Here is a 17,154-nt window from a genome sequence, read left to right on the forward strand (position 1 = left end):
CGCCGGGGCGGGTCGGTCAGCGGCAGCGGGTGGTGAAGCCGCCGGCGGCGAGGCCCTGGCAGAAGGAGGTGCGGGCGTCGGTGTAGCGGGAGAGGCGGCCGTCGACGAACCAGGTGGAGTCGGGCGGGAAGTCGAGGGTGCCGTCGGGCACGGCGTCCCAGCCGTGGCGGAAGTCGAGGTCGACGTAGGTGACGGCGGTGATGACCCGGGAGAGGTCGTGGCTGCCGGACTGGTTGGGGATCGGGCCGTTGTAGTTGAGCAGGCCGAAGAGGCGCTTGACCCAGAGGTTGCCGCGGACGGGCTCCAGGCCGTCGGTGGCGCCGTTGTCGGCGGTGAAGTTCGTCATGCCGCCCTCGGAGACGAAAATCGTGGCGACGGCCGATCGGCGCCGTCGACCGTCGGGCGAACATTCGTCGATCGGTGCAGGTGAATGGGCCGGGATCGAAACGCCGGACGTCCATCCGTGCTGGTCGGCCGTGCTGTTGCGATCGATCCGGGGACGAAACACCGTCCGAAACCCCGATCGGAAACCATGGCCGGATTTCGACGCCTCCGGGTGCGGCCGAAACCGTGCGCACGGAATCGGACACGTTCGCGGAAGTTCTCCGGGTACGTACTCGCGGCATTGGTTGGCGTGCTATCGGTTGACCGGGGCAACCGTCCCCGCTGCCCTTGGAGGCGCACGATGCAGGTGACCGTCGATCAGGACCGCTGTTGCGGCTCGGGCCAGTGCGTGCTGACCGCGCCCGCGGTCTTCGACCAGTCCGACGAGGACGGACTCGTCCGGCTGCTCGGTCCCGGGCCGGCCGAGGAGCAGCGGGCCGCCGTCCGGCTCGCCGCCGCGCTCTGTCCCGGAAGTGCCATCACCGTGCTCGACGAGTGACCGACCACCCCCACGCGGAAGGACCGGTATGACCACCACCCCCACCGAATCCGCCCGTTCCGCCCCCGCCGCGCCTTCGGCCGGGCCGGCGCTGCCCGCGGCGCGCGGCGGCTGCCCGTTCGCCCCGCCGCCCGTCTACGAGGAGGCCCTCCGCACCGCCCCCGTCACCCGCGCCGGGCTGTGGGACGGCTCCGACTGCTGGCTGGTCACCGGCCACGCCGAGGTCCGCGCGGTGCTGTCGGACCACCGCTTCTCGGCCGACGCCCGGCACCCGGGCTTCCCGTTCCTCTCCCCCGGCCGGCGCGAGCTGGTGACCCGGGCCACCCCGTCGTTCCTGCGCCTCGACGGCGCCGAGCACGCCCGCCAACGCCGGATGCTCACCGGCGACTTCATCGTGAAGCGGGTCGAGGCGATGCGCCCGCGGATCCAGCGGATCGTCGACGAGACCCTCGACCGGATGATCGCCGGGGGCTCCCCCGCCGACCTGGTCACCGCGTTCGCGCTGCCGGTGCCCTCGCTCGTCATCTGCGACCTGCTCGGCGTGCCGTACGAGGACCACGGCTTCTTCCAGAGCCGCAGCGGCGTCCTGCTGGACATCGCCGCGCCCGCCGAGCGGGTCGGCACCGCGCAGCGCGAACTCACCGGCTACCTGACCGAACTGACCGCCCGCAAGCGGCGCGAGCCGGACGACAGCCTGCTCGGCCGGCTCGCCGCCCGGCCCGACGTCCCGCCCGAGGAGGCGGCGGCGACCGGCCTCCTGCTGCTGGTCGCCGGCCACGAGACCACGGCGAACATGACGGCGCTGGGCACCCTCGCCCTGCTGCAGCACCCCGAGCAGGCGGCCCGGCTGCGGGCCGACCCGGGCCTGGTCAAGGGCGCGGTCGAGGAACTGCTGCGCTGGCTGAGCGTCGTCCACCTCGGCGTCCCCCGGCTGGCGGTCGAGGACGTCGAGGTGGGCGGCACGCTCGTCCGGGCCGGCGAGGGAGTGCTCTGCATGGTCTCGACCGCCAACCGGGACGCGGCGGTCTTCCCCGACGGCGACCGGCTCGACCTGGAGCGGGACGCCCGCCGGCACTTCGCGTTCGGCTTCGGCGTGCACCAGTGCCTGGGGCAGCCGCTGGCCCGGGCGGAGCTGCAGATCGCCCTGGAGACGCTCTTCCGCCGCCTGCCCGGCCTGCGGCTGGCCGTCCCGTACGAGGCGGTCCGCTACCGCGCCGACATGGTGGTGTACGGGGTGCACGAGCTGCCGGTCGCCTGGTAGCCCGACCTGCCGGGCGGGCGCCGCGCGCCCGCCCGGGGGGCGGGCTCAGCCGGTGGTGGCGGCGGCGGTCAGGTGGGCGGCGAGGGTGTCGGCCGCGGCGTCGTCCAGCGGCGCGTGGCCGACCAGCAGCCGGTACCAGAGGAAGCCGTAGCCGAGTTCGACCAGTACCTCCGGGTCGGCGCCGGGGCGCAGCGCACCGCGGGCGGCGGCACGGGCGAAGAGTTCGCCGAGGGCGGCGCGGCGGCGGGCGGTGAAGTCCCGGAGCACCTCCGCCACGGCCGGCTCGCGCTGCGCGCCGGAGACGACCTCGCCGAGCAGCCGCACCATGCCCGGGTCCTGCAGCGCCTCGAAGCTGGCCCGGAAGAAGGCGGCGAGGTCGTTCCGGAGATCGCCGGTGTCGGGCAGGCCGACGGCGGCGGTCGCGCTGTCGGCCATCGCCTCGGCCACCACGGCGCCCTTGGTGGGCCACCAGCGGTAGACGGTCTGCTTGCCGACCCCGGCCGCCCGGGCGATCCGGTCGATCGTCAGCTCCTGGCCCGGTTCGCGCAGCAGCTGCATGGTCGCGGCCAGTACGGCCTCGCGGGCGGCCTCGTTGCGGCGGCGGCCGGTGTGCGGGCGGGCGGCCGCGGGGCGGGGGTCTTCCATGGGCGGGACTGTACACGGGAAAGGGCATTGACGAGACGATCAGTCTCGGCAAATACTTGTCGAGACGGATCGTCTCAACAACCTCCCAGGAGTTCCCGTGTCCTACTCCCCGTTCCCGTCCTTCGCCGGCCAGCGGATCGCCGTCATGGGCGGCAGCAGCGGCATCGGCGAGGCTGCCGCCCGAGCCTTCGCCGCCGCCGGGGCCGACGTGGTGATCACCGGCCGGTCCAAGGCCCGGCTCGACGCGGCCGCCGAGCGCATCGGCCACCCGGTCACCGCCGTCGAGGCCGACGCCACCTCGGCCGACTCGATCGCCGCCTGCTTCGAGGCGGTCGGCCGCCTCGACCACCTGGTGCTCGCCCTGAGCTCCGGCGCCGTCGGCCTCGGCCCGTTCGCCGAACTCGCCGAGGCCGACCTGCGGACGGCCTTCGACGGCAAGCTCTTCGCACACTTCGCCGTGCTGCGGGCGGCCCTGCCGCTGCTGCGGCGGGACGGCTCGGTCACCTTCGTCACCGCCGCCTCGGCCCGGGCCGCGCTGCCCGGATCGTCCGGACTCGCCGCGGTCAACGGCGCACTGGAGGCCGCCGTCCCGCCGCTCGCCGCCGAACTGGCACCGCTGCGGGTCAACGCCGTCTCCCCCGGCGTCGTCGACACCGCGTGGTGGTCCGGGATGCCGGAGGCCGACCGGGCCGCGTTCTTCTCCGGTGTCGCCGCCGCCCTCCCGGTCGGCCGGGTCGGCGCCCCCGAGGACGTCGCCCAGGCCATCGCCTACCTCGCGGGCAACGGCTTCACCACCGGCACCGTCCTCGACTGCGCCGGCGGCGCGACGCTCGCCACCGGCCGCTGACGGTCCGTCCCCGGGCGGCCGCCGGCACCGCAGTCCGGAGCCGTCGGGCAGGGCAGGCCCAACGGCCCGGCGGGGCTCGTGCCCGGCCGCCGGCGGCACACTCCGGCGCCCTGTCGGAAATCGACTGGTCCAACCAGTTGACCAGTGGTGGGGGCGGGTGCATGCTGACCGCCATGACGGAGCGGATCATCCGGCGGGAAGCGGTCTCGGACCAGCTGTTCTCGCTGCTGGAGGAGCGGATTCTGAACGGTGTGCTGCCACCCGGCGGCGCACTGACGGCCGAGCGCGAGCTCGCGGCGGAGTTCGGGGTCAATCGGCACGCGGTGCGCGAGGCGGTCAAGCGCCTGCAGCAGGCGCGGCTGGTGGAGGTGAGCCAGGGCGGGCGCACCCGGGTGCTGGACTGGCGCACCTCGGCCGGACTGGACCTGGTGCTCCGGGCGTCCGCCGGTGCGCAGGTACCGCCCGCACTCGCCGGGCTGCAGCGCGACGCCATGGAGATGCGGGCCTGCATCGGCGCGGACGCCGCCCGGCTGTGCGCCGAGCGCTGCTCGGCCGAGCAGTCGGCGGAGATCACCGCCGCGGCGGCCGCGTTCGGACGGATCGGGCCGGACCTGGCCGCGCTGGGCGCCGCGGACATCGCCTGGTGGCGACTGGTCGTCACCGGCTCCGGCAACCTCGCCTACCTGCTGGCCTTCAACAGCCTGGTGGGCGGCGCCCTGCCGGTGGGCGAGGTCCCCCCGGCGCACCGCGCCGACGAGCTGCTGGACGTGACGGCGCACCTGCGCCTCGCCGAACTGATCGCCGCGGGTGACGCCGCGGCCGCCGAGCGGGCGGCCCGGGCGCTGCTCTCGCGCGCCGTGCCCGCGCCCGCGCCCACGCCCGCATCCACGCCCACGCCCATTGAGGACGCGGTCCCGTCCGCCGCCGCGCGAGGGGAGGCGACGGCATGATCCCCGCCGTGTTCTACGCGATACCCGCCTTCGTGCTGCTGGTGGTCGTCGAGGCGCTGTCGTACCGCTTCCTGCCCGACGACGAGGAGTACGGCTACGAGGTCCGCGACACCGCGACCTCGCTGTCGATGGGCGCCGGCAGCCAGGTGATCGGGCTGCCGTGGAAGGCCTTCGCGGTGCTGGCGTACGCCGGGCTGTACACCCTCGCGCCCTGGCACCTGTCCGCCTCCTCGGCGTGGACCTGGCTGCTCCTCTTCTTCGCCGACGACCTGGCGTACTACGCCTTCCACCGGGCGCACCACCGGGTGCGGGTGCTGTGGGCGAGCCACGTGGTGCACCACTCCAGCGTCCGGTACAACCTGTCGACGGCGCTGCGGCAGAGCTGGACGCCGATGACCTCGCTGCCGTTCTGGCTGCCGCTCGCGGCGCTCGGCATCCAGCCGTGGATGATCCTGCTGCAGCAGTCGATCAGCCTGGTCTACCAGTTCTTCCTGCACACCGAGCGGGTGGACCGGCTCTGGCGGCCCGTCGAGTGGGTCTTCAACACCCCGTCGCACCACCGGGTGCACCACGCCTCCAACCAGGTGTACCTGGACCGCAACTACGGCGGCATCCTGATCGTCTGGGACCGGCTCTTCGGCAGCTTCCGGCCCGAGGGCGAGCGGGTGGTGTACGGCCTGACCAAGAACATCGCCACCCACAACCCGCTGCGGGTTGCCTTCCACGAGTTCGCCGCCGTCTGGCGGGACGTCAGGGGCGCGGACCGCTGGCGCGACCGCGCCGGCCACCTTTTCGGCCCGCCCGGCTGGTCCCCGAAGACGGGGGTCCGAGGCACGGAGGCCTGAGGCGCGGCGGCGTTCCGGGCACCGGGGTGGACCGGGCCCGGGCCGCCGCCCCGACCATTGGCCCAAGATCAGGGCGCGCAAATGCCCCGTGTCGGCGGGCCTTTGCCGCCGTAGAGTGATCCTCATGACGACGGATCAGAACAGCGGCACCGCCCACGACCTGCGGCCCGGGCCCGTGCTCACCCGGGGCGCCGAGGCCGAGACCTGCGCGGACCCGAGCAGCGTGATGACGCTGCTGGCCGACTCGGCCGACACCGACGGCGGCTTCACCAGCTACCGGTCGACCTTCGCGAAGGGGGCGGCGGGCGCGCCCGCGCACTTCCACACCAAGGCCTGGGAGCTGTTCTTCGTGATCAGCGGGTCCCTCCGGGTGCTGGTCGGCGAGGAGGTGAGCACCCTCGGTGCGGGCGACTTCCTCGCGGTGCCGCCGCACACCCCGCACGCCTTCGCGGCGGCGCCGGGCGAGGAGGCCGACGTGCTGTTCGTGTTCACCCCCGGCATGGGCCGCTTCGACTACCTGCGGCTGCTCGGGCGGGTGATGCGCGGCGAGGCGGACCCGGCCGAGATCGCTGCCTCCTCGGAGCAGTACGACAACCACTACGTGGACAGCCCGGTCTGGCGCGCCGCCCTGGAGCATTCGGCGTGATCGAGCCCTCCGTCCGCATCCGGATCGCCCGTCCCTCCCTCGACCTCGCCGCCGCCGAACGATTCTGGGTCGACGGGCTCGGCATGGCGGTGCTGTGGCGCACCGCCGAGCACGTGTCCGGCGAGCACGACCTGCTCATGGTCGGCCTGCCCGGCGCGGACTGGCACCTGGAGCTCACCCACGACCCCGAGCGGCCGGTCGCCCCCGCGCCCACCGCCGACGACCTGCTGGTCCTCTACCTCGGCGCCCCGGTGGACGAGGCCCTGCTCGACCGGCTGACCGCCCACGGCGGCACCCGCGTCCCGGCGCACAACCCCTACTGGGACGAGTACGGGGTGACGGTCGCCGATCCGGACGGCTACCGCCTCGTGCTGTGCACCCGCACCTGGACGGTGTGACGGCCGCGGCCCTGCGGGGTGCACGGAGGGCGACCGCCGGGGGCGCCGGCGCGGACGGCGGGCACCACTGCGCGTGACCGCAGGCCGCGCCGCACCGGCCGCCGGCAGCGCCGGCCCGTACCGGTCGGCCGTTCCAGGAGGCCCGTCCCGCAGCCGGGTTGACGCTCGGTGACCTGCGCCGACGGGCCCCGGGGTCGCTGACGGTGACCTGGTTGCCGTGCCCCGCCGAGGAGTTCAGGATGGAAGGAGGACCGGTCGTCCCTCCCCTCCCGCCGCCCCGGACGGCGGCCGCACCGGGCGCTGCCGCCCGGTCGCCGGAGGGCATCGGCCGGCACGCGCACGTGCGGAGGGCGCTGCCATGTGCGAGGAATCCGTTGTGCCCGGACCCGGACCGAGCCGGACGGTTCCGGTCGGCCCCGCGCTCCCGGCCGCACCGCCGCCCGGGGAGGTCCGCGACCGCCCGGGACTGCTGGCACCGGTGGCGCCGCTGCGGCGGTTCGGCACGGAGCCGGCCGGAACGGGCCTCACCGCGGGCGACCGCGGGCGGGCCGCCGAACTCGCCCTCGCCGACCCGGAGGTGCGCCGCGGCACCGGGGGCGGACGCCCCGCGGTGCTGGGGGTGTACACCGCGCCGACCGGCCGGCACCGCACGCATCCGCTGGTCGTCGTCCACGACCGCGCGAGCGGCGTGACGGTGGAGGCCACCGTCGACCTGGCCGCGGGACGGGTGCTGGAGGTCTCGGCCGGCCGGCACCCGCCGGTCCTGGCGGAGGCGGAGCAGCGCCACGCGCGGGACCTCGTCCGCGGCAGCCGGCTGCTGGCCGCCCTCGGTGTGGACATCGACTCCGGCGCCGGCCACGTGCTGGCCGAGGTCGACCTGCACAGCCCCCGGTACCGGCACCGGCTGGTCGACCTGCGGTTCGTCCAGGCCGACCGCCGGCTGCCCTCCGCCTTCGCGATCGTCGACCTGTCGGACGACAGCGTCCTCACCACCGGCCTGGTCTCCTCGGGCGGCGGCTGACGGCCACGGACGCGGGCCGCCGCCGGCAGGGCCGGCAACTCCCAAGAAGGGTAAGGACCATGACACGGAACGTGCGGCTGCGGGGCCGGATCGAGGCCCTGCTCGCCGCGGTGAGCGGGATCGTCCTGGTGGTGACGCTGGCGTGGCCCGACTGGATCGAGTCGGTCTTCGGCGTCGATCCGGACGAGCACAGCGGCGCCCTGGAGTGGCTGATCGTCGCGGTCGCGGTCTGCGCGACCGTGGGCTTCTCCCTGCTGGCCCGGGCCGAGTGGCGCAGACCCCGGACCCTGGCCGACGGCTGACCGGCCGCCCGCCGGACCGGCACGGGCGAACGGGGGCCGAACGGTGGACATCCCCCGCGGGGCGGCCGACGAGGACGGCCGACGCGCCGTGGTGCACGACCGCAGCGGCACGCTGATCGCCCTGGACCTCGCCGACGGCACCGTGCTGTGGCGCTCCGGATCCGGGCTGCGGCCGCTCGCCCTGGTCGGCGGGTCGGTGGTGGCGCTGCGGGTCGGCACCGCCGCGGTGGCGGTGCTCGACGCGGCGGACGGCACCGAGCGGTGGACCTCGCCGCCGCTGCCGCTGCCCGACTGGGCCCGGCCCGGACTCGACGACTCCCCCGGCTTCGCACTGCGCACCGTACCGGCCGGCCCCGGCCGCGTGCTGCTGCGGTGGTCGGCCCGGACGCAGTACGGCGGGGGCGCCCCGCCCGACCCGGCGACCCTGGCCCGCCGGAGCCGCGAGTCCGACGGCGGGGCCCTCCTCGACCTCACCGGACCCGACCCGCGGCTGTCGCCCGACGGCCCGGGCAGCGGCGGCGCCGGACCGCTCGAAGCCGCAGCCCCTGCCCCTGCCCCTGCAGCCGACCGCCCGGCCGCCGCGCCGGAGGTACTCGGGGCGGAGGTACTCGGGGCGGAGGTGGTGGAGGCCCGCCGGATCGGCACCCGCCGCATCGAACTGGCGGTGCCCCGGGCCACCGGAGCCGTGGTGCTCCGCGCGGTCGACGTCCGCAGCGACGATCCGAGCTGGGAGGTGGTACTCGACGGGGCGGCCGGCCGCCGTCCGCCCCGGCTCCGCCCGTGACCGCACCGGGCCGGCCCGGACCGGCCGGACCCACGCACCCAGGAGGCCGTCATGCCCGTCTCTGACCGACAACTCGCCGAGGCCAAACACCTCAGCCTCGAACAGGTCCGCCTGCTGCGGCGCAGCCGCGGCACCACCAACGACACCCTGAACGGGATGCCGGACGCGGCCGTCCGCCGTGCGCTGCGCCGACTCGACCACCCCGACATGCCGCGGCTGCGCGCCGAGTTCCGGCTGCGGCAGGCCCGCGGGGACGACGGCGCCGTGCCCCCGCCGATGGCCCTCGGCCGGGCCGGCGACCAGCTGCGCTCCGCGCTGGCGGGCGGCCCGGACCGGGCCACCACCGCGGGCGTGCCGACCGGCCGCAGCCGCGCGGCCCGGCCCGCGGGCGGCCCGGCCGCCGGGCTCTCCCCGGTGGCCTGGACGTGGCTGGGGCCCGGCAACGTCGGCGGCCGCACCCGCGGCATCGTCGTGCACCCGGGCACGCCCGAGCGGATGTGGGCGGCGAGCGCGGGCGGCGGGGTGTGGGCCACCGGTGACGCCGGCGGCAACTGGGCACCGGTGGACGACCGGCTCGACAACCTGGCGTGCAGCTGCCTCGCGATGGACCCGACCGATCCGGACACGCTCTACGTCGGCACCGGCGAGCCGTTCAGGAACGTGGACGCCGTCCGGGGCAACGGCCTGTTCCGCACCACGGACGGCAGCACCTGGGCGTCGCTCCCGGCGACCCGCACCCCGGACTTCCGCTCGGTGGGCCGGATCGCCGTGTCGCCCGACGGCGCGGTGCTGCTCGTCGCCGGCTCGACCGGCCTGCTGCGCAGCGCCGACCCGGCGCGCGCGCAGTGGACGACCGTGCTGAGCGCCCAGGTCGGTGACGTGCGGTTCGACCCGACGGACGGCCAGCGGGCCGTCGCGGGCGGGCTGCGCACCGGCGAGGCGTGGTTCAGCCGAGACGGCGGCCTGAGCTGGACGCCCGCGACCACCGGCGCCTGGACGGGGCGGGTCGAACTCGCCCACGCCGTCCGGGACCCGTCGGTCGTCTACGCCTCGGTGGAGATGACCAGCGGCCAGATCTGGCGGTCCACGGACGGCGGGGCGACCTACCTGGCGCGGCGGATCCTCGACGTGGACGGGCGCCCGGCCGAGTACCTGGGCGACCAAGGCTGGTACAGCAACGCGATCTGGGCCGGCGACCCCACCGACGAGAACCTCCTCGTCACCGGCGGCGTCAACCTCTGGCGCAGCACCGACGGCGGCGACCACCTCACCGAGATCAGCACCTGGTGGGCCGCGGACTCGGTGCACGCCGACCACCACGCGATCGTCTCCCACCCCGGCTACGACGGGGTCGCCAACCGCACCGTGCTCTTCGGCAACGACGGCGGGGTGTTCCGGGCCGCCGACCTCGCACTGGTCGGCAGCGAGCCGGAGCCGCCGTTCGAGAAGGGCTGGGAGAAGCTGGTGAACGACTACGGGGTCACCCAGTTCTACGGCGGCGCCGGTCACAGCGGCACCGGCACGATCGTGGGCGGCGCCCAGGACAACGGCTCGCTCCGCTTCGGCCCGGCCGCCGGCGCCCAGGCGTGGACGGAGTTCTTCGGCGGCGACGGCGGCTGGTGCGCCTCGGACCCGACGGATCCGGACGTCTTCTACGGCGAGTACGTCTTCCTCAACATCCACCGCAACACCGACGGCGCGACGACCGACGACACCGAGGGGGACCGTTACATCAGCGGCCAGTTCTTCAACCCGGCCCGGGGCCCGCAGGGCGAGTGGGACTGGAAGCCGGCGCCGTTCCGGATCGAGGACGCCAAGACCGGCGACACGCTGTTCATCGCCCCCTTCGTCCTGGACCCGAACGACCCGGACCGGCTGTTCGGCGGCGGTCTGTCGCTCTGGCGGACGGACGACGCCAAGACCCCGAACACCCCCACCTCGGGGCCGCGCTGGCGGGCCGTCAAGCCGCGGACCGGGGCGGAGATCAGCGCGATCGCGGTGACCCCGGGCAACTCGGACGCGGTCTGGGTCGGGCACGTCGACGGCGCGGTGTTCCGCACCGCGAACGGCACGGCGGCCACCCCGGCCTGGCAGCGGGTCGGGGCGACCGGCCCGGACCGGCTGCAGCCGCAGCGGTACTGCACCCGCCTCACCGTCCACCCCGCCCGGCCGCAGACGGTCTACGCCTGCTTCGGCGGCTACGAGGCCGGCAACCTCTGGGTCACCGAGGACGGCGGTGCGCGCTGGCACGGCCTGGGCACGGCGTTGCCGGCCGCGCCGGTGCGCGCGCTCGCCGTGCACCCGCAGCACGACCGGTTCCTGTACTGCGGCACCGAGGTCGGCCTGTTCGCCAGCGAGGACGGCGGCACCAGCTGGTCGCCGACCACCGAGGGCCCGAACAGCTGCCCGGTCGACGACCTGTTCTGGATGGGCCGGAGCCTGGTCTGCGTGACCCACGGGCGGGGCATGTTCCGGATCGACCTCTGACCGCACCGGCCCCGCCGCGGCTCAGTGCGCGGCCCCCTCCGCCCCGGCGCGGTGGGGCCGCGCACGGACGTGCATCCGCTCGCCCTGCCGTCCGAGGATGCTGAGGATCTCGACCGGGTGGTCGCCGGTGCTGCCGAACCAGTGCGGCAGCCGGGTGTCGAACTCGGCGGCCTCGCCGGTGCCGAGGACGGTGTCGCGGTCCCCGATCACCAGGCGCAGCCGTCCGGAGAGCACGTACAGCCACTCGTAGCCCTCGTGGACGCGCAGCTCCGGCACGCTCTGGGCGGCGGGCACGATCACCTTCCAGGCCTGCAGCGAGCCGGGCTGCCGGGTGAGCGGCAGGACCGTCCGTCCGTTGACCTGACGGGGGCTGAGCCGGACCCGGGGGTCGCCGGTCTCCGGGGCGCCGACGAGCTCGTCGAGGGCGACCCGGTGCGCCTGGGCGATCGGCAGCAGCAGTTCCAGGCTGGGGCGGCGCTGCCCGGACTCCAGCCGGGACAGCGTGCTCTTGGAGATGCCGGTGGCCTCGGCGAGTGCGGCGAGGGAGATGCCGCGCCGGGTGCGCAGGAGTCTGAGCCGGGGGCCGACCTCGGCGAGGGCGGCGGCGACGGCCGGGGTGTGGTCCATGGGCCCATTCCACCGCGGGTGTCCCGGAAACGGCAACGATCGTTGCCGGTCCGGCACCGACGGGGCCAGTCTCGGCCCCATGGACGAACCCGTGCACGACATCGATCAGCCCCTGCAGGACACCGGAACACCGCTGCCCGGGACGGGGGACACCGGCGGACCCGCCGGGCCCGGCGCCGGCTTCGACCGGGCGGCCTGGGAGGAGCGGTACCGCACCCGGGGCGCGCTGTGGAGCGGGCGGCCGAATCCGCAGCTGGTGGCCGAGGCCACCGGGCTGGCCCCCGGACGGGCGCTGGACGCCGGCTGCGGCGAGGGCGCCGACGCGCTCTGGCTCGCCGACCGGGGCTGGCGGGTCACCGCCGCCGACCTCGCCTCGACCGCGCTGGACCGGGCCGCCGCCCGGGCCGCGGACGAGAGCCCGCAGCTGGCCGAACGGATCACCTGGGTCCGCGCCGACCTCGGCGAACGGCCGCCCGCCGGCGCCGGGTTCGAGCTGGTCAGCGCGCAGTACCTGCACGTGCCCGCCGCCGAGCGGCCGGCGGTGTTCGCGGGCCTCGCCGCCGCGGTGGCGCCGGGCGGCACGCTGCTGATCGTCGGTCACCACCCGCGGGACCTCGCGGGCGGCGGCGGGCCGCGGCTGCTCCCCGAGATGCTCTTCACCGCCGAGGAGGCCGCCGCGGGCCTCGACCCGGCCGACTGGCGGGTGCGGACGGCGCAGACCCGTCCGCGCCCTGCCGAGGACCGGACGGGCCGGCCCGTCACGGTGTACGACGCCGTCCTGGTCGCGGTCCGCCGCGCACCCGGCCCGGCGTCCTCGGCCCCGGCGTCCTCCGCCCTGGTGCCCCCCGTCCCGGCGTCGGCCGCCCCGGTTTCGCCCGCCGGAACGGACGGTGCCCGGTGAGCCCCGCAGCCCCCGGCACGGCAGCCCGGCCGGCCGCGCCCGCGGCGGCGCCGCCCTCCGTCCGGCGGGCGCTCGCCGCGCTCTCGCTGTCGATGCTGCTGCCCTCGCTCGGCATCAGCATCGCCAACGTCGCCCTGCCCACCCTGGCCGGGGAGTTCTCGGCGCCGTTCGCCGCGGTGCAGTGGGTCGTGCTGGCCTTCCTGCTGGCGACCACGACCACGATCGTCGGCGCGGGCCGGCTGGGCGACGTCCTCGGCCGCCGGCGGCTGCTGCTCGGCGGGATCCTGCTGTACACGGTGGCGTCGCTGCTGTGCGGCACGGCGCCCGCGCTCGGCGTGCTGATCGCCGCACGGGCGGCCCAGGGCCTGGGCGCGGCCGTCATGCTGGCGCTCACCATGGCCTTCGTCGGTGCGACGGTGCCGCAGGAGCGGACCGGGCGCGCGATGGGACTGCTCGGCACCATGTCGGCGGTCGGCACCGCCCTCGGCCCCTCGCTCGGCGGCCTGCTGATCGCCGGACCGGGATGGCGGACGGTCTTCCTCGCCATGGTGCCGCTCGGCGGACTCGCCCTGCTGCTGGCGTACCGTCACCTGCCGCCGGACCGCCCGGCCGCCGACCGCGGCACGGCGTCCGCCCGACCCCGTCCGGACCGGGCCGGCACGCTGCTGCTGGCGCTCGCCCTCGCCGCGTACGCGCTGGCCATGACGGTCGGGCGCAGCCGGTTCGGCACGCTCGGGCTCGGACTGCTCGGGGCCGCCGGGCTCGGTGCGGTGCTGTTCGTCCTGGTCGAGCGGCGGGCGGCCGCCCCGCTCGTCCGGCCCGCGATGTTCCGGGACGGCACGCTCAGCGCGAGCCTCGCCATGAGCGCCCTGGTGTCGACGGTGATGATGGCGACGCTGGTGGTGGGTCCGTTCTACCTGTCCCGCGCGCTGGGCCTCCCGGCGGCCGGTGTCGGGCTGGTGATGTCGGTCGGGCCGCTGGTCACCGCGGTGACCGGGGTGCCCGCCGGGCGGATCGTGGACCGCTTCGGCACCCGGCGGACGACCGCGGCCGGGCTGACGGCCGTCACGGTCGGCTGCCTCGCGCTGTGCGCGGCGCCGGCGAGCCTCGGCACGCCCGGTTACCTCGCCCCCGTCGTGCTCCTGACGGTCGGCTACGCGACCTTCCAGACGGCCAACAACACCGGGGTGATGGCGGACGTCCCGGCGGACCGCCGGGGTGTGGTGTCCGGGGTGCTCAACCTGTCGCGCAACCTCGGCCTGATCACCGGCACCGCCGTGATGGGGGCCGTCTTCGCCGCCGCCGCGGGGACGGGCGACCCGACGACCGCGCGGGCGGGGGCGGTCGCCACCGCGCTGCACACCACCTTCGCCGTGGCCGCCGTGCTGACCGCCGCCGCGCTGGTCCTCGCCCTCGCCACCGGCCGCACCCCGGCGGCGCGCCGCTGACGCCCCCGTCCGGTCGGTGGTTGGCGGGCGCGCCCGGGCCTGGCACGCTGTGCAGCGTCGTCGTGGCGGTGCGGGTGCGGTGAAGGGATCCGGTGGCTCGATGCGCGGATTCGGTCAGCTGGAGGCCGAGATCATGGAACGGCTGTGGTCCTGGGGCAGACCGGCCACCGTCCGCGAGGTGGTCGACGACCTGAACGGGGTGCGTCCGGTCGCGTACACGACCGTCAACACCGTGGCCGACATCCTGTACCGCAAGGGCTACCTGCACCGCAGCAAGCAGGGCCGGGCCTGGGTCTACGAGCCGGTGCGCTCGCACGAGGCCCACACCGCCGACGTGATGCGCGAGGTCCTCGGCGGGGCCACCGACCCGCGGGCCGCCCTGATGCTGTTCGTCGACGGGATGGACGAGGGACAGGCCGCCGCACTGCGCGAGGCCCTCGCGGACCGGGCCCCGGACGACCGCCCGTAGCAGCCCCGGGGAGACGGCTCCCGCCGGCCGGGCGGCCGTCAGGACATCCGGCACGGTGAGCGCGCTGATCAGCGGTAACGGAACTTGATGTTCCGTCAGGGGATTCCGGAGGCGGGTTGCCAGCCCCCCACCCCGCCCTACTAAGTTACTTCGCACATGTGCGTCCGGCCGTCGCCGCCGCGCAGCCGACGACGGCCCGCCGCACCCGCGGCGGCCGCCCGAGCCAGGGAGTGACCGCAGACAATGGGGACCCGACGCAAGCCCGCCCAGCCCGGCCGCACCCGCATGGCACTGCTGACCACGGCCGCCGCGGGCTCCGCGCTGCTCTCATCAACGGGCGGCGCGCACGCCGAGCCGACCGCGGACCTGGCCACCGTCAAGGCGCAGGTGGACGACCTCAACGAGCAGGCCGAGGCGTCCACCGAGAAGTACAACAAGTTCAAGGAGGAGCAGCAGCGCCTGCAGAAGGAGGCGAGCCAGCTGCAGGACCAGGTCGCCGCCGGTCAGGAGAAGATGACGGTCCTTCGCGAGCGACTGTCGGCCGTCGCCGCCGACGAGTACCGGAGCGGCAACGTGGACCCGACCGTCGCACTGATGCTCTCCTCCGACCCGACCAACTACCTGCAGCGGGCCTCCGCCCAGGACATCGCCGCCAGTTCGCAGAGCGACCTGCTGCGGCTGCTGCAGGACCAGCAGCGCCGCCTCGACCAGCGGCGGTCCGAGGCGACGGCGGTGCTCGCCCGGCTCGACGACACGGACCGGGCGCTGGCCGGCGAGAAGAAGCAGGTGCAGGCCAAGCTGGGCGAGGCAACCCGGATCCTCAACACCCTGTCGCTCGCGGACCGTGCGAAGGTCAACGCCCAGGACCCGCGGTCCTCCCGTGATTCGGCCCGCGAGACCTACACCGGCCCGGCCAGCGGGCGCGCGGCCGCCGCCCTGCAGTTCGCCTACGCGCAGCTCGGCAAGCCCTACGGCTGGGGGGACACCGGGCCCGACAGCTTCGACTGCTCGGGGCTGACCGGCGCCGCCTGGCGGGCCGGCGGCGTCTCGCTGCCGCGGGTCTCGCAGGACCAGTGGAACGCCGGCCGACACGTCGCCAAGAGCGACCTGCAGCCCGGGGACCTGGTGTTCTTCTCCAACCTGCAGCACGTCGGCATCTACATCGGCGGCGGCAAGATGATCCACGCGCCGCGCACCGGCAAGAACATCGAGATCCTCCCCATCGAGTACATGCCGTACGTGGGCGCCGTCCGCCCCTGATCCGGTCGGCCCGGGGTCCCGGCGTGCGCGGCGACCGGTCGCCGCTCGGCCGACCTGCGTCGACGTCGCCCGTCGATGATGTAATACGTCAGTCATGATCATGTGGGAGGGGACGGGCGTGGGGGTCGGACGGAAGTGGACGGGGCTGCTGCGGGCAGCGGCCGCGGCAGTGGTGATCGCGGCGGTGGCCGCACCGGGCGGACCGGTGCCGGCCGCGGCGGTCACGGCCGAGCGGGCACCTGTGGTGACGGCGGACGCGACACTGCCGATGGACGGCGGCGCCCGCCGGGCCTGGGCGCAGCCGCCGGCCGCTCCCGCCGTGCCGGCCGTGCCCGCGGCGCCCGCCGCGGGGTGGACGGCCGTGGTGACGCCGACGGACGGTCCGGCCGGCGTTCCGGCCAGTGTGTTCGCGGCCTACCGGGCCGCGGCGGCCGCCGTCGGCGTGTCCGATCCCGGCTGCCACCTGCCGTGGGAGCTGCTCGCCGCGATCGGCCGGGTCGAGTCCGGTCACGCGGACGGCGGCCGGGTCGACGCCGCCGGCACCACGGCCACACCGATCCTCGGTCCCGCACTGGACGGCAACGGCTTCGCGGCGATCGCCGACACCGACGGCGGCGCCGTCGACGGCGACGCGCGCTGGGACCGGGCGGTCGGCCCGATGCAGTTCATCCCCTCGACCTGGGCGGTGTGGGGTGCGGACGGCAACGGCGACGGCCGCCGGGACGCCAACAACGTCCACGACGCCGCACTCGCGGCCGGCCACTACCTGTGCGCCGGCTCCCGCGACCTCGCCGACCCGGCGCAGCTCGATGCGGCGATCCTGGGCTACAACCACTCGGCGGAGTACCTGCGCACCGTCAAGGGCTGGATGGCGCACTACCGTTCCGGCACGGTGGCCACCGCGGACGCGCCGCTGCCCGCGGGCCCGCTGCCCGCCCGTCCGGTGCACACGCCGACGCCGCGGCCGACCGCCCCGACCGGGCGGCCCGCACCGTCGCCCTCGCCGTGGGCCAGCCCGTCGCCGACGCCCGCCAAGCCCGGCCCCACGCCGGTCGCCACCCCGAGCGGCGGCGCCTCGCCGAGCCCGACCGCCTGCCCGACCCTGCCCGCCCCCAGCCCCACCGCGGGTGCCACGCCCGGGGCCACCCCCGGCGCCACGGCCGTCCCCGGCGCGACCCCGTCCGCCGGTCCGTCGCCGACCGCGACCGCCACGGCGAGCGCGACGCCGACCGCGAGCGCGAGCCCGTCGCCCTCGGGTTCGGCCTCGCCGACCGCCTCGCCCTCGCCGACGGTACCGCTGCCCGGCGGCTGCCCGACGCCGACGGCCGCCGCCGGCCCCTCCCCATCGGCCAAGGCAGCGGCGGCGCACTGACCGTCCGC

At 75.9% G+C, this 17,154-nt stretch carries 19 protein-coding genes; 16 read left to right on the forward strand and 3 right to left on the reverse strand.

The features are described 5' to 3' along the window. Positions 1-16: 16 nt before the first annotated feature. Positions 17-346, reverse strand: coding sequence for a hypothetical protein (locus tag IE98_RS0104995; protein WP_030264725.1), 330 nt, complete (start codon positions 344-346; stop codon positions 17-19). 339 nt (positions 347-685) lie between these two features. On the opposite strand from IE98_RS0104995, the gene IE98_RS0105000 reads away from it, so the two are divergent. Both IE98_RS0105000 and IE98_RS0105005 read left to right on the forward strand, forming a co-directional pair. After that, positions 686-883 carry a ferredoxin gene (locus tag IE98_RS0105000; protein ID WP_030264728.1) on the forward strand — a complete coding sequence of 66 codons (198 nt, stop codon included), beginning with the start codon at positions 686-688 and terminating at the stop codon, positions 881-883. 28 nt (positions 884-911) lie between these two features. After that, entirely contained in the window at positions 912-2,144 is a 1,233-nt protein-coding gene (locus IE98_RS0105005) for a cytochrome P450 (RefSeq protein WP_030264731.1), read from the forward strand. Positions 2,145-2,189: 45 nt separating this feature from the next. On the opposite strand, the gene IE98_RS0105010 is transcribed toward IE98_RS0105005, so the two are convergent. Beyond that, positions 2,190-2,789: a TetR/AcrR family transcriptional regulator gene (locus tag IE98_RS0105010; RefSeq protein ID WP_030264733.1), complete on the reverse strand. Its 600-nt coding sequence runs from the start codon at positions 2,787-2,789 to the stop codon at positions 2,190-2,192. 97 nt (positions 2,790-2,886) lie between these two features. Here IE98_RS0105010 and IE98_RS0105015 point away from each other — a divergent pair, with 97 nt between their 5' ends. The 9 genes from IE98_RS0105015 to IE98_RS0105055 all read left to right on the forward strand — a co-directional run bounded on the left by IE98_RS0105015 (position 2,887) and on the right by IE98_RS0105055 (position 11,069). After that, entirely contained in the window at positions 2,887-3,636 is a 750-nt protein-coding gene (locus tag IE98_RS0105015) for an SDR family oxidoreductase (RefSeq protein WP_234443409.1), read from the forward strand. A 173-nt stretch (positions 3,637-3,809) separates the two neighbouring features. Beyond that, entirely contained in the window at positions 3,810-4,586 is a 777-nt protein-coding gene (locus IE98_RS0105020; RefSeq protein ID WP_052390162.1) for a FadR/GntR family transcriptional regulator, read from the forward strand. Further along, positions 4,583-5,431 (forward strand): sterol desaturase family protein, encoded by an 849-nt coding sequence (locus IE98_RS0105025; RefSeq protein ID WP_030264743.1) that lies wholly within the window; start codon positions 4,583-4,585, stop codon positions 5,429-5,431. Before IE98_RS0105020 ends, IE98_RS0105025 begins: the two co-directional genes overlap by 4 nt. 124 nt (positions 5,432-5,555) lie before the next feature. Beyond that, positions 5,556-6,077 (forward strand): cupin domain-containing protein, encoded by a 522-nt coding sequence (locus IE98_RS0105030; RefSeq protein WP_052390142.1) that lies wholly within the window; start codon positions 5,556-5,558, stop codon positions 6,075-6,077. After that, positions 6,074-6,475, forward strand: a complete 402-nt coding sequence (locus IE98_RS0105035; protein ID WP_030264749.1) for a VOC family protein — start codon at positions 6,074-6,076, stop codon at positions 6,473-6,475. The genes IE98_RS0105030 and IE98_RS0105035 overlap by 4 nt, the downstream gene beginning before the upstream one ends. A gap of 376 nt (positions 6,476-6,851) precedes the next feature. Then, complete coding sequence (locus IE98_RS0105040) at positions 6,852-7,496, forward strand: hypothetical protein (RefSeq protein ID WP_030264756.1); 645 nt, start codon at positions 6,852-6,854, stop codon at positions 7,494-7,496. Between the two features lie 59 nt (positions 7,497-7,555). Continuing rightward, positions 7,556-7,798, forward strand: a complete 243-nt coding sequence (locus tag IE98_RS0105045; RefSeq protein ID WP_030264758.1) for a hypothetical protein — start codon at positions 7,556-7,558, stop codon at positions 7,796-7,798. A gap of 43 nt (positions 7,799-7,841) precedes the next feature. Beyond that, positions 7,842-8,582, forward strand: coding sequence for a PQQ-binding-like beta-propeller repeat protein (locus tag IE98_RS0105050; protein WP_030264761.1), 741 nt, complete (start codon positions 7,842-7,844; stop codon positions 8,580-8,582). Positions 8,583-8,633: 51 nt separating this feature from the next. Beyond that, a complete protein-coding gene (locus tag IE98_RS0105055) occupies positions 8,634-11,069 on the forward strand; it encodes a WD40/YVTN/BNR-like repeat-containing protein (RefSeq protein ID WP_030264765.1) in 2,436 nt (811 codons plus the stop codon). Between the two features lie 21 nt (positions 11,070-11,090). Here IE98_RS0105055 and IE98_RS0105060 read toward each other — a convergent pair whose 3' ends face one another. Continuing rightward, positions 11,091-11,696 carry a helix-turn-helix domain-containing protein gene (locus IE98_RS0105060; protein WP_030264768.1) on the reverse strand — a complete coding sequence of 202 codons (606 nt, stop codon included), beginning with the start codon at positions 11,694-11,696 and terminating at the stop codon, positions 11,091-11,093. 79 nt (positions 11,697-11,775) lie between these two features. Here IE98_RS0105060 and IE98_RS0105065 point away from each other — a divergent pair, with 79 nt between their 5' ends. The 5 genes from IE98_RS0105065 (at position 11,776) to IE98_RS0105085 (ending at position 17,146) form a co-directional block, all read left to right on the forward strand. After that, complete coding sequence (locus IE98_RS0105065; protein ID WP_063748863.1) at positions 11,776-12,597, forward strand: class I SAM-dependent methyltransferase; 822 nt, start codon at positions 11,776-11,778, stop codon at positions 12,595-12,597. Beyond that, entirely contained in the window at positions 12,594-14,045 is a 1,452-nt protein-coding gene (locus IE98_RS0105070) for an MFS transporter (protein WP_030264774.1), read from the forward strand. The genes IE98_RS0105065 and IE98_RS0105070 overlap by 4 nt, the downstream gene beginning before the upstream one ends. 100 nt (positions 14,046-14,145) lie before the next feature. Further along, positions 14,146-14,514 (forward strand): BlaI/MecI/CopY family transcriptional regulator, encoded by a 369-nt coding sequence (locus tag IE98_RS0105075; RefSeq protein WP_030264777.1) that lies wholly within the window; start codon positions 14,146-14,148, stop codon positions 14,512-14,514. A gap of 243 nt (positions 14,515-14,757) precedes the next feature. Beyond that, on the forward strand, positions 14,758-15,774 hold the full coding sequence (locus tag IE98_RS0105080) for a C40 family peptidase (protein WP_030264780.1): 1,017 nt from the start codon (positions 14,758-14,760) through the stop codon (positions 15,772-15,774). A gap of 94 nt (positions 15,775-15,868) precedes the next feature. Next, positions 15,869-17,146, forward strand: a complete 1,278-nt coding sequence (locus IE98_RS0105085) for a lytic transglycosylase domain-containing protein (RefSeq protein ID WP_106976514.1) — start codon at positions 15,869-15,871, stop codon at positions 17,144-17,146. Positions 17,147-17,154: the final 8 nt, after the last annotated feature.

The sequence above is a fragment of the Streptomyces sp. NRRL B-24484 genome (assembly GCF_000717715.1).
Taxonomy (GTDB): domain Bacteria; phylum Actinomycetota; class Actinomycetes; order Streptomycetales; family Streptomycetaceae; genus Kitasatospora.

Coding starts and splice junctions, on each gene's coding strand:
- IE98_RS0105080 (WP_030264780.1), top strand. CDS start 14,758: ATGGGGACCCGACGCAAGCCCGCCCAGCCCGGCCGCACCCGCATGGCA.
- IE98_RS0105020 (WP_052390162.1), top strand. CDS start 3,810: ATGACGGAGCGGATCATCCGGCGGGAAGCGGTCTCGGACCAGCTGTTC.
- IE98_RS0105010 (WP_030264733.1), bottom strand. CDS start 2,789: ATGGAAGACCCCCGCCCCGCGGCCGCCCGCCCGCACACCGGCCGCCGC.
- IE98_RS0104995 (WP_030264725.1), bottom strand. CDS start 346: ATGACGAACTTCACCGCCGACAACGGCGCCACCGACGGCCTGGAGCCC.
- IE98_RS0105060 (WP_030264768.1), bottom strand. CDS start 11,696: ATGGACCACACCCCGGCCGTCGCCGCCGCCCTCGCCGAGGTCGGCCCC.
- IE98_RS0105045 (WP_030264758.1), top strand. CDS start 7,556: ATGACACGGAACGTGCGGCTGCGGGGCCGGATCGAGGCCCTGCTCGCC.
- IE98_RS0105005 (WP_030264731.1), top strand. CDS start 912: ATGACCACCACCCCCACCGAATCCGCCCGTTCCGCCCCCGCCGCGCCT.
- IE98_RS0105065 (WP_063748863.1), top strand. CDS start 11,776: ATGGACGAACCCGTGCACGACATCGATCAGCCCCTGCAGGACACCGGA.
- IE98_RS0105025 (WP_030264743.1), top strand. CDS start 4,583: ATGATCCCCGCCGTGTTCTACGCGATACCCGCCTTCGTGCTGCTGGTG.
- IE98_RS0105055 (WP_030264765.1), top strand. CDS start 8,634: ATGCCCGTCTCTGACCGACAACTCGCCGAGGCCAAACACCTCAGCCTC.
- IE98_RS0105085 (WP_106976514.1), top strand. CDS start 15,869: ATGATCATGTGGGAGGGGACGGGCGTGGGGGTCGGACGGAAGTGGACG.
- IE98_RS0105075 (WP_030264777.1), top strand. CDS start 14,146: ATGCGCGGATTCGGTCAGCTGGAGGCCGAGATCATGGAACGGCTGTGG.
- IE98_RS0105030 (WP_052390142.1), top strand. CDS start 5,556: ATGACGACGGATCAGAACAGCGGCACCGCCCACGACCTGCGGCCCGGG.
- IE98_RS0105000 (WP_030264728.1), top strand. CDS start 686: ATGCAGGTGACCGTCGATCAGGACCGCTGTTGCGGCTCGGGCCAGTGC.